Below are 12,844 nucleotides of genomic sequence, written 5' to 3'. Positions count from 1 at the left end.
GCTTATGAAAAAAAGTAAATGGTTGGCCCTTGCGGGTGTTTCCCTCCTAAGTGTTGGGGTTTTAGTGGCTTGTTCATCAAAATCAAACACTTCAAGCAATACTTATAACTATGTTTATACTGCTGATCCTGAAACATTGGACTACCTTATTTCCAATAAAGGTTCAACGACTGATGCTGTGACAAATGGTGTCGATGGCCTTTTGGAAAATGATAAATATGGTAACTTGGTACCTGCTATTGCCAAGGATTGGACTGTTTCGGCTGATGGTTTGACTTATACTTACAAACTTCGTAAGGGAGTTAAATGGTATACTTCAGACGGTGAAGAGTATGCGGAAGTAACAGCTAAAGACTTCGTAACAGGTCTTAAGCATGCTGCTGATAAAAAGACAGAGTCAATTTACTTGGCAAAAGATTCTGTAGTAGGTCTTGCTGATTATTTCAATGGTACTGATAAAGACTTCTCTAAAGTTGGCGTTAAAGCTCTTGATGATTACACTCTTCAGTACACACTTAAACAACCAGAACCTTACTGGAATTCTAAGATGACTTATTCTCTCTTCTGGCCTGTAAATGAAGAGTTCCTTAAGTCAAAAGGGGATAGCTTTGGTAAATCAACAGATCCATCATCTATCCTTTATAATGGTCCATACATCCTTAAGTCATTGACAGCTAAATCATCTATTGAATTGGCTAAAAATGAAAACTACTGGGATAAGAAAAATGTCCACTTCGATGGCATTAAACTTTCTTTCTACGATGCTTCAGACCAAGAATCGCTTGTTCGTAATTTCACTGATGGCGCTTATAGCCAAGCACGTCTATATCCAACAAGCTCAAACTTTAATTCAGTAGAAAAACAATATAAAGATAATATCTTCTATACACAACCATCTGCAGATATTGGTGGGGTTGGTGTTAATATTGACCGTCAGTCTTACAACCATACATCTAAGAAGACTGATGCTGAGAAAGATTCAACTAAGAAAGCTCTTCTTAACAAGGACTTCCGTCAATCAGTTAACTTTGCTATTGACCGTACAGCTTATTCTGCACAACTTAATGGTGAAAAAGGTGCAGCCCTTGCTGTTCGTAACCTTCTCGTGAAACCTGATTTTGTTTATGCTGGTGATAAGTCATTCGGTGATTTGGTAACTGAAAAGATGGCTTCATATGGTGACGAGTGGTCAGGTGTTAACTTTAAAGACAGTCAAGACGGTATCTTCAATGCTAATAAAGCGAAGGCTGAATTTAACAAAGCTAAGGAAGCTCTTCAAGCAGATGGTGTTCAATTCCCAATTCACTTGGACCTTCCAGTTGACCAAGCAGCTAAACCAACGGTTGCACGTGCACAATCTTTGAAACAATCTGTTGAAAATACACTTGGTAAAGAAAATGTCGTGGTGGATGTTCATCAAATGTCTCAAGATGATCTTCTAAATAGCACATTGTATGCAGCTAATGCAGCAGCAGAAGACTGGGATATCAATATCTCAGTAGCTTGGGCTCCTGACTATGAAGATCCATCAACATACCTCGATATCTTCAAAACAACAGCTAGTGAGAACACAAAAACTTACATGGGATTTGACGATCCTAACAATGCAGCAGCAGCTCAAGTAGGTCTTAAAGACTTTGATGCTTTGGTTGACAATGCAGCTAAAGAAACAAGCGACCTCAACGTACGTTATGAACGTTATGCAGAGGCACAAGCTTGGTTGGAAGATAGCTCACTCTTCATGCCACTTATGGTTAACAAGGGTGCAGCTCCAATGGTAGCTCGTTTGACACCATTCTCAGGAGCCTACTCTCAAGTAGGACCTAAAGGTTCTGACAGATACTTCAAGTACCTCGAACCTCAAAAAGATGTTGTCACTAAGAAAAACTATGATAAAGCCCGTGAAAGCTGGCTTAAAGAAAAGTCTAAGTCCAACGAAAAAGCTCAAAAAGACCTTGAGAAACACGTTAAATAAAAGGACGATGGAACTTTCTCATTAGATTGGGAAAGTTCTTTTGGAATTAAAGGAAGAGACATGAAAAAATACATTTTATTGAGAACCCTCCGTTCTCTATTGTCAATATTTGTCGTGACGGCCTTGACCTACACGATTATCTATACCATGGTGCCGAGGCGTCTGATTTTCAGACAGGACCCTAACTACAACAAGATTGCTAAGACAGCCGATTCTAAGGCTAACTATGAAAATACAATCTATGAACGTATGGGTTATATCGAGTACTACGACACCAAAGAGTTGCAGGAGAAAGCTAGCTCAGTTGACAAGTCGGTAACCACTAAGCCAACAAAAGAAAATAAGGCTATCTACCAAAAATATGTGGATAGTTTAGGACGTGGCTGGCGTTTGCATCAGTTCAAGCAAAGCAAACAATTCTATGCGACACGTGATGTGCCAGTGCTTGAACGTGTGTTTGGTTTCTATGCACACCTCTTTGAATTTGACAATACTGGATGGGTTAAAGATAAAACAAATCCAAACTTGAAGCGTTACATCCGTATTGAAAATGACCCAGCTATCGGTTGGTCAGTTGTCGGTTCAGGAACTAAGCATAAATACTTGCTTTACTTTAACAGTCAGTTCCCATTTGTTCACCAAAACTTTGTGAAGATGAACCTTGGTACATCTTACCCAACCTATGCTGAGCAGGGTGTTCTTGATGTTATTACACAAGGACAAGGGCAAACACAAAGCTCTGAGGTCAACTTCCCTACTGGTAAGAAAGTATCTTCAGTAGATATCTACTCTCGTACTTATAAATCACCAAGTCAGGCTGATGCTAGGGATCGTTCTTACTATGGTGATGACCCTTACACAGCTACTAAGAGTCGCTACCAGTACCCATCAATGGTGACAAGTTCTGCCATTGCTGGTTTGATTGGTTTGGTCTTGTCTTATGCTTTGGCAATTCCATTGGGATCATACATGGCACGCTTTAAAAACACACTCTTTGATAGTGTGTCAACTGGTATCTTGACTTTCTTGCTCTCACTACCAACCATCGCCTTGGTTTATATCATTCGTTTGATTGGTTCTAAGATTGGTCTTCCAGATTCCTTCCCTATCTTGGGTGCGGGTGACTGGCGTTCATACGTCTTGCCATCTGTAATTCTCGGTCTCTTGTCAACACCAGGTCTTGCCATTTGGATTCGTCGTTACATGATTGACTTGCAATCACAAGACTTCGTCCGTTTTGCACGCGCCAAAGGGTTGTCAGAACAAGAAATTTCGAATAAACACATTTTCAAAAATGCTATGGTTTCCTTGGTTTCAGGGATCCCAGCATCTATCGTTAGTGTTATCACAGGGGCAACCTTGACAGAAACAATCTTCGCCTACCCTGGTATGGGTAAAATGTTGATTGACTCAGTTCGTGCTTCAAATAACGCTATGGTTGTGGGTCTTGTATTTATTTTCACAGCCCTTACCATCTTCTCATTGCTTGTGGGTGATATCCTTATGACTATAATTGACCCACGTATCAAATTGACATCTAAAGGAGGTAAATAATGGCTTCAATTGATAAAAGTAAGTTCCAATTTGTAAAGCGCGATGATTTTGCCTCTGAAACAATTGATGCGCCGGCCTATTCATACTGGAAATCAGTGATGCGTCAGTTCTTCAAGAAAAAGTCAACAACTGTCATGTTGGGAATCTTGATTGCTATCATTTTGATGAGCTTTATCTACCCAATGTTTTCAAAATTTGACTTCAATGACGTGTCTAAGGTTAATGACTTTAGTGTACGTTATGTGCATCCAAATGCTCAATACTGGTTCGGTACGGACAGTAATGGTAAGTCTCTCTTTGACAGTGTTTGGTTTGGAGCTCGTAATTCTATCCTTATTGCTGTTATCGCTACCTTCATTAACGTTGTTATTGGTTTAGTCGTTGGTGCTGTTTGGGGGATTTCTAAGACCTTTGATATGATTATGATGGAAATCTACAACATCATCTCAAACATTCCTGCCCTCCTTGTCGTTATCGTCTTGACTTACTCATTGGGTGCAGGTTTCTGGAACATGATTTTTGCCATGACTGTCACAGGTTGGATTGGTATTGCTTATACTATCCGTATTCAAATCATGCGTTACCGTGATTTGGAGTACAACTTGGCTTCTCGTACTTTGGGAACACCAACTCCTAAGATTGTGGTTAAAAATATCATGCCACAACTTGTATCAGTTATCGTGACTATGGCTAGTCAGCTCTTGCCAGGATTTATCTCTTACGAAGCCTTCCTTTCTTACTTTGGTTTGGGGCTTCCCGTTACGACGCCTAGTCTTGGTCGTTTGATTTCAGACTATGCACAGAACGTTACAGTCAATGCTTACCTCTTCTGGATTCCATTGACTACCTTGATCCTCGTTTCCCTCTCTCTCTTTATTGTCGGTCAAAACTTGGCGGATGCCAGTGACCCACGTACGCATAGATAGGAGTCCAATATGACAGAAAATAAAAATGTAATATTATCGGCTCGCGATATCGTCGTGGAATTTGACGTTCGTGACCGTGTTTTGACAGCTATTCGAGGGGTTTCCCTTGATTTGGTTGAAGGTGAAGTTTTAGCCTTGGTTGGTGAGTCTGGTTCAGGTAAATCAGTTTTGACCAAGACCTTCACAGGGATGCTTGAAGAAAATGGTCGTGTCGCTAGTGGTTCTATTGATTATCGTGGCCAAGATTTGACCAAGCTTAAGAGTCACCAAGATTGGGCAGCAATTCGTGGATCTAAGATTGCAACTATCTTCCAAGATCCGATGACCAGTCTTGACCCAATTAAGACTATCGGTAGTCAAATTGTTGAAGTCATTGTCAAACACCAAGGAAAATCAGCTAAAGAAGCTAAAAAAATGGCCATTGATTACATGGACAAGGTTGGTATTCCTGATGCTGAGAAACGTTTCAACGAATATCCTTTCCAATACTCTGGAGGGATGCGTCAACGTATCGTCATTGCCATCGCCTTGGCTTGTCGTCCTGATGTCCTTATCTGTGACGAACCAACAACTGCCCTCGATGTGACCATTCAAGCTCAAATCATTGACCTTTTGAAATCACTCAAAGAGGAGTATGGTTTCTCAGTGATTTTCATCACCCATGACCTTGGTGTCGTAGCAAGTATCGCTGACAAGGTTGCTGTTATGTATGCTGGTGAAATCATCGAGTATGCAACTGTTGAGGAGATTTTCTATGAGCCTTGTCATCCATACACGTGGAGCTTGCTTTCAAGCTTGCCACAGTTGGCTGATGATAAGGGTGAGCTCTTCTCAATTCCAGGGACACCACCATCACTTTATACACCAGTTGTTGGAGATGCCTTTGCCTTGCGTTCAGATTATGCCATGCAGATTGACTTCGAGGAAAAAGCACCGCAATTCCAAGTTTCAGATACTCACTGGGCTAAGACCTGGCTCTTACATGAGGATGCACCAAAAGTTGAAAAACCTGAGGTTATCCAAAATCTACATGAAAAAATCCGTGCTAATATGGGATTTGCACATTTAGGAGATGAGGAGGAAGGCAATGCCTGAGAAGTTAGTTGAAGTAAAAGATGTGGAGATTTCCTTCGGTGAAGGAAGCAAGAAATTCGTTGCTGTCCACAATGCTAATTTTTTCATCAACAAGGGTGAAACCTTTTCCCTCGTTGGTGAGTCTGGTAGTGGTAAAACCACTATCGGGCGTGCCATTATTGGTCTAAATGATACAAGTAATGGTGAGATTATTTTTGACGGTAAGAAAATCAATGGACACTTGTCTCACTCTGAGAAAAACGACCTTATCCGTCGTATCCAGATGATTTTCCAAGACCCTGCGGCTAGTTTGAATGAACGTGCAACAGTCGATTATATCTTGTCTGAGGGCTTGCATAACTTCCATCTCTATAAGGATGAGGAAGATCGTAAAGCTAAAATCAAGAAAATCATCAAAGAAGTGGGACTTCTTGAGGAGCACTTGACACGTTACCCTCACGAATTTTCTGGGGGACAACGTCAACGTATTGGGATTGCACGTTCCTTGGTCATGCAACCTGATTTGGTTATCGCTGACGAACCCATCTCAGCCCTTGACGTGTCAGTTCGTGCCCAAGTTTTGAACTTGCTTAAGAAATTCCAAAAAGAGTTGGGACTGACCTACCTCTTTATCGCTCACGACTTGTCAGTGGTCCGTTTCATTTCTGACCGTATCGCTGTTATTTACAAGGGGACAATCGTGGAAGTTGCTGAGACAGAAGAACTCTACAACAATCCTATCCACCCTTACACCAAGTCACTCTTGTCTGCTGTTCCTATTCCAGACCCAATCTTGGAACGTAAGAAAGTCTTGAAGGTTTATAATCCAAACCAACACGACTATTCGGTTGATAAACCAGAAATGGTTGAAGTACGTCCAGGACACTTCGTTTGGGGTAACAAGGCCGAAATCGAGACTTATCGTAAAGAACAAAGTAAATAAGTCTTTTCAATGCAAAAAAAACGTGTTCCAGAAGGAACACGTTTTTTCTTTAGTCTAAATTTAAGCGTTTTGTCATGATATAGTAGGTACCAAAGTAACTTGCTCCGATGAGAATGAGAGACTGAACTAGACTAAATATATATGCCGAGTTATTAATTGCAGTATTTGTTGCATCTCCGGTCAAGGCTGCACCGATTCCAAAGAAGAAACCAATAAAGGATAGGATAGCCTGAATGGCAAAATAGGCGACAAACCCCATAAGAACTTTGTTAGTATTAAAGAGGTTTCCAATACTAATACAGAGGTAATAGAATAGGATACCGCTAATTGTTCCTAAAATTGTAGAAGGGATGACAAGGTAGAGGGCACCTATTTCTTTTAGGAGCTGTCCCAAGTAACTAGTAGTTAGTAGGAAATCTTTGAAGTCTATATTAAATCCGGCTATAATAGCAATCGAAGCGAGTACTACGAGACTAGAAATCGTATTTAAAATAAAGGCTACCAAGAGTTTAGATAAAATCAATTGGTGGGCAGAAACTGGGAGTGTATTGGTTAGATAGCCTTCTCTCCCAAAGACAGTCTGTGCAAAGCGTCTAACAATGAGGACTATTGTCGCTATATAAATGGTTCCCCATACGATAATGGTAGCAAAAACCATCAGTGTGAAGAAAGCGAAGAAGAGTAGACTAGGTTCTTCGTGACTGTGTTCAAAGGTGAATATTAATTTGTGCAGCATTAAGCCCAAGGGGATAGAGAGTAGGATGGCAATACCATAAATGCTAAGGTACCACTTACGGACCGATTGTAATTCATACTTAACTAATTTCCAAAACATGCTCATACCTCCTAGTTATGGAACATCTCTCTAAAGAGTTTGTCGATAGATTTGCCATGGGCTTGACGGATATTATCAGCATCCCCTTGAAGTTCAATCTGACCGTATTTTAAGAAGATAACTTCATCTAGGACGGATTCAATATCTGCAATCAAATGGGTTGAAATGATAACAGAAGCATCTTCAGAGTATTGGTTGATGATGGTTTTAAGAATGTAGTCACGTGACGCGGGATCGACTCCACCGATAGGTTCATCGAGGAGATAGAGTTTAGCTTCACGACTCATAACCAAAATCAACTGAACTTTTTCTTTGTTACCTTTTGATAGGTCTTTAAGGCGCAAATCAGGCTGGAGCTTTAAATCCTGCAAGAGTTGCAAGGCAAGAGGATAACGGAAGTCAGCATAGAAATCTTGGAAGAAGTCCAAGTAGTATTGGATAGTCTTACTTTCATCCAAATAAGTTGTATCAGGTAGATATGCCACTTGAGCTTTGGTGATAGGTGATGGCTGAAATCCATTAATAGTTGCTAAACCAGAAGTTGGTTGGAGGAGGCCATTCAAAATCTTGATGAGAGTTGTTTTACCACTACCGTTTGGTCCTAAGAGACCAATGATTTTACCAGAAGGGATGGACATGGTCACATCTCTAAGGGCTGGAATACCATTATAGGTCTTGGTGAGATTTGTTAGAGTTACAATATCAGTCATTGGTCTATAAGTCCTTTCCTGTTTGTTCGATGTAGTCAGTGATGATAGATTTGATTTCAGGTGAGCTAAAACCAATGGCTGTCATCTCAGTGACAAAGTTTTTCATGAGACTTTGGGCAATCTCGTGTCGTTTTTGATCAATTAGTTTTTCATCTTCGGTAACAAAGCGACCAGAGGTACGGGCAGAGTAGACCAACCCCTCTTTTTCAAGTTCTTGGAAGGCTCTTTGTACAGTGTTAGGATTGACCCCAGCTTCCTGAGCAAATTCTCTAACGGGTAGGAGTTGTTGTCCCATACTCAATTCCTTGGAAGCTATCTTCAGTTTGACGCGATAGGCGATTTGGAGATAAATTGGCGATTTTTCATCAAATGTCCAAGCCATAAGAGACTCCTTTCTAAAAGTATAACAGTATTATTTTTGTACTACCGTAATGATACAACTAAAATAGTGGATTTGCAAGTAAAATGCCATATTTTCTCTAATTTCTCTGGCTTTTCCCAAACTTATATTCCTATTTTTGGTACAATAGGGGCAAGTATATTCGACCTGAAGGGAGATTATTTTGAAAATTTTAGCAACAGATATGGATGGTACCTTTCTAGACCATCTTGGTGCCTATGATAAGGCACGTTTGGAAAACCTTTTGGATGCGTGTGAAGCTAAAGATTACGTTTTTACAGTAGCTTCTGGCCGAGCTCTCTTGGCCTTGGAGGAGCTTTTTGATGGTTTTGTGGACCGCATTGCTATTATTGCGGAGAATGGGGCCTTGGTTCAGTACAAGGGTGAAGTCCTATTTGAGTCCAAGCTAGAACCTAAAGATTATTTAGAAATTGCAGACACGACTTTAGCCTTACCAACTTGCGAGGGAATTCTCTTGTCGGGACGTCGTGGTGCCTATGCTCCAAACGATGCAGAACCAGCCTATCTTAAGGCCATGGAACGTTACTATGAAAATGTTATGGCAACGGACCTTGAAGCGGTTACAGATGACATTTTCAAGGTAACTGCTAAGTTCCAAGGGGATACCATTATGGAACGTGGTGACTATCTCAACACGATTTTTGAGGATATGACAGCTGTGACAACTGGCTTTGATTCTATGGATATTATCCTTAAAGGTGTGGACAAGGGCTTTGGTCTTTACCATCTTTGTCAAGAGTTGGGGCGTCAAGCTTCAGATGTTGTAGCCTTTGGCGATAATCTCAATGATATGGAGATGTTGACCTTTGCTGGGCATGCGGTTGCTACGGAAAATGCCCGCGATGAGATTAAGGCAGTAGCTGACGAAGTGATTGGTCACCATAAAGATGGTGCAGTCTTTGACTTCATGGAAGGATTGGTATGTTCGGATGTCTGAGATTAAATTGTTGGCCTTGGACCTAGATGGGACCCTCTTTACTAAGGATAAGCAAGTAACAGTTGAAAATAGAGCTGCTCTTAAGGCGGCAGAAGCTAAGGGGGGTCATGTGGTCATTACGACTGGTCGTCCTCTGCCAGCTATTACTCATATCTTGGAAGATTTGGGCTTGTTGGATGATAAGCACTATAGTGTGACCTTCAATGGTGGCTTGGTTCAGCGTAATAATGGGGATATCCTCATAAAGAAAGAGATGAGTCGAGAAGATTTAAAGCAGATTTATGCTGTCTTTGAGCCTCTGGGGCTCCCGATGGATGTTATCAGTGATGGCATTGTCTATGGTGTGCCAAGTAAAGGCAATCATTCTCTCTATCGTCAGGCTAATCCTACCTTGACCTTCGTTGATGTGGAGAGTATTGATGACATTCCTGAAAATATCGTCTATAATAAAGTAGTTACGGTCTGTGAGGAAGCGTTTTTGGATTCTCAAATTCAAAAAATACCTGACCATTTATACCAAGCGTTTGAGGTCTTTAAGTCTCGTGAAATTATCCTAGAGGTCATGCCTAAAGGTGTTCATAAGGCTGTAGGTTTGAGACTCTTGACTGATTACCTTGCTCTGGATAAAAGTCAGGTCATGGCTATGGGAGACGAGGAAAACGACTTGACAATGCTGGAGTGGGCTGGTCTTGGTGTGGCTATGGCGAATGCTGTTCCTAAGGTCAAGGCTGTTGCCAAGGCAGTAACGACAAAAACTAATGAGGAATCTGGAGTGGCTGAGGCCATCCACAAATATATTCTAGAGAAATAAGGAGAACCAAATGGGTCTATTTGATCGATTATTTGGACAAGAGGAAAAACAGTCACAGGAAACTGTAGCAAATCAGGAAATTTCAGAAACTGAGGCTCTTAATAATCAAGACTTGTCAACAAGTGAAGGGATAAGCGAGAGTCAAACAGAACAGCTCAGTGAGTCAGAGACTCAAGTAGAAGAGATTTCATACACAGAATCTGTTGAATCTAGTGATTCTACTGTGACAGAAGAAAGTGAAGCAGTGTCTGACGAAGACCTTTCTGTTGATAATCAGGCCTCAAGCGAAGCAGAAGGCGTTTCAGAGTCAGAAGAAAGTCAAGTTGCTGTGGATAACCACTTTGCGGATGTCATGGCTGATTACTATGCTAAGAAGGCTCAAGTAGCTGCTGCTGCAGAAAAAGGTGAAACTGTCACTTTTGAAGCCGTTCAAACCCGTAAAGTTGAGGAAAAACCTGAAGAAGTTCAGGCTTCAAAAACTGAAACAGAACAAGAAAAATATAACCGTACCCTCAAGAAGACGCGTACTGGTTTTGCTGCTCGCTTGAATGAATTCTTTGCGAATTTCCGTCGTGTTGATGAGGAGTTCTTCGAAGAATTGGAAGAAATGCTGATTCTTTCCGATGTTGGGGTTAATGTTGCAACGCAATTAACGGAAGATTTGCGCTATGAAGCCCGCCTTGAAAATGTCAAAAAGACTGAGGATTTGCAACGCTTGATTATCGAAAAACTTGTGGATATCTACGAGAAGGATGATGTCTACAGGGAGCAGATTAATTTCCAAGATGGTTTGACAGTCATGCTTTTCGTTGGTGTCAACGGGGTTGGTAAGACAACGTCTATCGGTAAGTTGGCGCATAAATACAAAGAAGCAGGCAAAAAAGTTATGTTGGTAGCTGCTGATACCTTCCGTGCGGGAGCTGTCGCTCAGTTGGTTGAGTGGGGACGTCGTGTTGATGTGCCAGTAGTGACTGGTGCTGAGAAGGCTGACCCAGCTTCAGTGGTCTTTGACGGTATGGAAAAGGCTCTTGCTGAGGGAGTTGACGTCCTTATGATTGATACTGCGGGTCGTTTGCAAAATAAAGACAATCTTATGGCAGAACTTGAAAAGATTGGTCGTATTATCAAGCGTGTGGTTCCAGAAGCACCTCATGAAACCCTCTTGGCCTTGGATGCCTCAACAGGTCAAAATGCCCTTAGTCAGGCTAAGGAATTTTCAAAAATTACACCTCTTACAGGTCTTGTCTTGACTAAGTTGGATGGTAGTGCCAAGGGTGGGGTGGTTTTAGCCATTCGCCAAGAGTTGGATATTCCAGTTAAGTTAATTGGTTTTGGTGAGAAAATTGATGATATTGGTGAGTTCCATTCAGAAGAATTCATGCAAGGTCTCTTGACTGGTTTGGTTTAAAAGAGTATTTAAAAAAGAGTGAGTACTGAGAAAAGGAATTCACTCTTTTTAATGGTGTCCTCACCTTGAAAAAAGTCGCTTTTATTGGTAAAATAGTAAGGAAAAACACATGCTCTGAAAAGTGAGCTGTAACTTAATCACTGAACAACCCCTAAGCCAAAAAAAGAGATGATTGTTTTCTCTTTTTTAAAGGTGAGTCATAAGAAGATTTTTAATCTTAGTTTAAGGAGAAGACATGTCTGAACGTGGACTTTTGATTGTTTTTTCAGGGCCTTCTGGTGTCGGAAAAGGAACTGTTCGTCAGGAGATTTTTTCAACACCTGACCACAAATTTGAATATTCAGTATCAATGACCACACGTGCTCAACGTCCTGGTGAAGTTGATGGGAAGGATTATTTCTTCCGTTCGCGTGAGGAATTTGAAGAGCTTATTCGTAATGGTCAAATGTTGGAATATGCTGAGTATGTGGGTAACTACTACGGAACACCTTTGACTTATGTTAATGAAACCTTGGATAAGGGTATTGATGTTTTCCTTGAAATCGAGGTTCAAGGTGCCCTTCAGGTTAAGAAAAAGGTCCCAGATGCTGTCTTCATCTTTTTGACACCACCAGACTTGAACGAGCTTCAAGAACGTTTGGTTGGTCGTGGGACAGATTCTGAGGAAGTTATTGCTCAACGTATCGAGCGTGCGCGTGAAGAAATTGCTCTCATGAGCGAATACGATTATGCCATTGTTAATGATGAAGTGCCTTTGGCTGCTGAGCGTGTCAAACGTGTTATTGAAGCAGAACACTTCCGAGTTGACCGTGTGATTGGTCGCTATCGTAATATGATTTCAGAAAAGAAATTATCAGATAAATAAATTAGAAATAGGTATAGAATTATGATGTTGAAACCCTCTATTGACAAACTTTTGGATAAAGTGCCTTCAAAATATTCATTGGTTATTTTGCAAGCCAAACGTGCCCATGAATTAGCCGCTGGTGCTGAACCAACTCAAGAGTTTACGTCAGTAAAACCAACCCTTCAAGCCCTTGAAGAGATTGAATCTGGTAATGTGACTATCCACCCAGATCCAGAATCTAAACGTGAATTGGCACGTTTGAAAGTGATTCAAGCACGTCTTGCTGCTGAGGAAGAAGAACGTAAAATCAAAGAACAAATCGCTAAAGAAAAAGAAGAAGGCGATAAAATCTAAAATCAAAGTCTTGCTTTGGTTTATGAGGAGAGGGGAGCTGAGGCATAGT

General features: G+C 41.1%; 13 protein-coding genes. 10 read left to right on the top strand and 3 right to left on the bottom strand.

Annotated elements, in window-relative coordinates:
* Nucleotides 1–4: 4 nt before the first annotated feature.
* From HMPREF1519_RS07945 to HMPREF1519_RS07925, 5 genes are read left to right on the top strand one after another with little or no spacing between them, the layout of a single operon-like run.
* Entirely contained in the window at nucleotides 5–1,975 is a 1,971-nt protein-coding gene (locus HMPREF1519_RS07945) for a peptide ABC transporter substrate-binding protein (protein ID WP_022496731.1), read from the top strand.
* Nucleotides 1,976–2,035: 60 nt separating this feature from the next.
* The gene (locus HMPREF1519_RS07940; RefSeq protein ID WP_022496730.1) at nucleotides 2,036–3,529 is read left to right on the top strand and encodes an ABC transporter permease; all 1,494 of its coding nucleotides are present in this window, start codon (nucleotides 2,036–2,038) and stop codon (nucleotides 3,527–3,529) included.
* Nucleotides 3,529–4,455 (top strand): oligopeptide ABC transporter permease OppC, encoded by a 927-nt coding sequence (gene oppC / locus HMPREF1519_RS07935; protein ID WP_022496729.1) that lies wholly within the window; start codon nucleotides 3,529–3,531, stop codon nucleotides 4,453–4,455. Before HMPREF1519_RS07940 ends, oppC begins: the two co-directional genes overlap by 1 nt.
* Before the next feature lie 9 nt (nucleotides 4,456–4,464).
* Nucleotides 4,465–5,550: an ABC transporter ATP-binding protein gene (locus tag HMPREF1519_RS07930; protein WP_022496728.1), complete on the top strand. Its 1,086-nt coding sequence runs from the start codon at nucleotides 4,465–4,467 to the stop codon at nucleotides 5,548–5,550.
* Nucleotides 5,543–6,472 carry an ATP-binding cassette domain-containing protein gene (locus HMPREF1519_RS07925; protein WP_022496727.1) on the top strand — a complete coding sequence of 310 codons (930 nt, stop codon included), beginning with the start codon at nucleotides 5,543–5,545 and terminating at the stop codon, nucleotides 6,470–6,472. Before HMPREF1519_RS07930 ends, HMPREF1519_RS07925 begins: the two co-directional genes overlap by 8 nt.
* A gap of 49 nt (nucleotides 6,473–6,521) precedes the next feature.
* On the opposite strand, the gene HMPREF1519_RS07920 is transcribed toward HMPREF1519_RS07925, so the two are convergent.
* Genes HMPREF1519_RS07920 through HMPREF1519_RS07910 form a run of 3 tightly spaced genes read right to left on the bottom strand, consistent with a single transcriptional unit; the run spans nucleotide 6,522 to nucleotide 8,399 of the window.
* Nucleotides 6,522–7,307: a hypothetical protein gene (locus HMPREF1519_RS07920; RefSeq protein WP_037611821.1), complete on the bottom strand. Its 786-nt coding sequence runs from the start codon at nucleotides 7,305–7,307 to the stop codon at nucleotides 6,522–6,524.
* An 11-nt stretch (nucleotides 7,308–7,318) separates the two neighbouring features.
* Nucleotides 7,319–8,017 (bottom strand): ABC transporter ATP-binding protein, encoded by a 699-nt coding sequence (locus HMPREF1519_RS07915; protein ID WP_022496274.1) that lies wholly within the window; start codon nucleotides 8,015–8,017, stop codon nucleotides 7,319–7,321.
* Nucleotides 8,018–8,021: 4 nt separating this feature from the next.
* The gene (locus tag HMPREF1519_RS07910) at nucleotides 8,022–8,399 is read right to left on the bottom strand and encodes a GntR family transcriptional regulator (RefSeq protein ID WP_022496273.1); all 378 of its coding nucleotides are present in this window, start codon (nucleotides 8,397–8,399) and stop codon (nucleotides 8,022–8,024) included.
* Between the two features lie 181 nt (nucleotides 8,400–8,580).
* On the opposite strand from HMPREF1519_RS07910, the gene HMPREF1519_RS07905 reads away from it, so the two are divergent.
* The 5 genes from HMPREF1519_RS07905 to rpoZ all read left to right on the top strand — a co-directional run bounded on the left by HMPREF1519_RS07905 (nucleotide 8,581) and on the right by rpoZ (nucleotide 12,795).
* Entirely contained in the window at nucleotides 8,581–9,375 is a 795-nt protein-coding gene (locus tag HMPREF1519_RS07905; protein ID WP_022496272.1) for an HAD family hydrolase, read from the top strand.
* On the top strand, nucleotides 9,368–10,186 hold the full coding sequence (locus HMPREF1519_RS07900; RefSeq protein ID WP_022496271.1) for a Cof-type HAD-IIB family hydrolase: 819 nt from the start codon (nucleotides 9,368–9,370) through the stop codon (nucleotides 10,184–10,186). The genes HMPREF1519_RS07905 and HMPREF1519_RS07900 overlap by 8 nt, the downstream gene beginning before the upstream one ends.
* A gap of 10 nt (nucleotides 10,187–10,196) precedes the next feature.
* Nucleotides 10,197–11,594 carry a signal recognition particle-docking protein FtsY gene (gene ftsY, locus HMPREF1519_RS07895; RefSeq protein ID WP_022496270.1) on the top strand — a complete coding sequence of 466 codons (1,398 nt, stop codon included), beginning with the start codon at nucleotides 10,197–10,199 and terminating at the stop codon, nucleotides 11,592–11,594.
* Nucleotides 11,595–11,829: 235 nt separating this feature from the next.
* Nucleotides 11,830–12,459 (top strand): guanylate kinase, encoded by a 630-nt coding sequence (gmk, locus tag HMPREF1519_RS07890; protein ID WP_002884259.1) that lies wholly within the window; start codon nucleotides 11,830–11,832, stop codon nucleotides 12,457–12,459.
* A gap of 21 nt (nucleotides 12,460–12,480) precedes the next feature.
* Entirely contained in the window at nucleotides 12,481–12,795 is a 315-nt protein-coding gene (gene rpoZ / locus HMPREF1519_RS07885; RefSeq protein ID WP_002886855.1) for a DNA-directed RNA polymerase subunit omega, read from the top strand.
* Nucleotides 12,796–12,844: the final 49 nt, after the last annotated feature.

This window comes from Streptococcus sp. SR4, assembly GCF_000517725.1.
GTDB lineage: Bacteria > Bacillota > Bacilli > Lactobacillales > Streptococcaceae > Streptococcus > Streptococcus salivarius_F.
This window is presented reverse-complemented; position numbering and strand designations above follow the sequence as displayed.

What these genes read in the sequence shown, in the direction of transcription:
- HMPREF1519_RS07945 (WP_022496731.1), top strand. Translation starts at nt 5, where the DNA reads ATGAAAAAAAGTAAATGGTTGGCCCTTGCGGGTGTTTCCCTCCTAAGT.
- HMPREF1519_RS07940 (WP_022496730.1), top strand. Translation starts at nt 2,036, where the DNA reads ATGAAAAAATACATTTTATTGAGAACCCTCCGTTCTCTATTGTCAATA.
- oppC (WP_022496729.1), top strand. Translation starts at nt 3,529, where the DNA reads ATGGCTTCAATTGATAAAAGTAAGTTCCAATTTGTAAAGCGCGATGAT.
- HMPREF1519_RS07930 (WP_022496728.1), top strand. Translation starts at nt 4,465, where the DNA reads ATGACAGAAAATAAAAATGTAATATTATCGGCTCGCGATATCGTCGTG.
- HMPREF1519_RS07925 (WP_022496727.1), top strand. Translation starts at nt 5,543, where the DNA reads ATGCCTGAGAAGTTAGTTGAAGTAAAAGATGTGGAGATTTCCTTCGGT.
- HMPREF1519_RS07920 (WP_037611821.1), bottom strand. Translation starts at nt 7,307, where the DNA reads ATGTTTTGGAAATTAGTTAAGTATGAATTACAATCGGTCCGTAAGTGG.
- HMPREF1519_RS07915 (WP_022496274.1), bottom strand. Translation starts at nt 8,017, where the DNA reads ATGACTGATATTGTAACTCTAACAAATCTCACCAAGACCTATAATGGT.
- HMPREF1519_RS07910 (WP_022496273.1), bottom strand. Translation starts at nt 8,399, where the DNA reads ATGGCTTGGACATTTGATGAAAAATCGCCAATTTATCTCCAAATCGCC.
- HMPREF1519_RS07900 (WP_022496271.1), top strand. Translation starts at nt 9,368, where the DNA reads ATGTCTGAGATTAAATTGTTGGCCTTGGACCTAGATGGGACCCTCTTT.
- ftsY (WP_022496270.1), top strand. Translation starts at nt 10,197, where the DNA reads ATGGGTCTATTTGATCGATTATTTGGACAAGAGGAAAAACAGTCACAG.
- gmk (WP_002884259.1), top strand. Translation starts at nt 11,830, where the DNA reads ATGTCTGAACGTGGACTTTTGATTGTTTTTTCAGGGCCTTCTGGTGTC.
- rpoZ (WP_002886855.1), top strand. Translation starts at nt 12,481, where the DNA reads ATGATGTTGAAACCCTCTATTGACAAACTTTTGGATAAAGTGCCTTCA.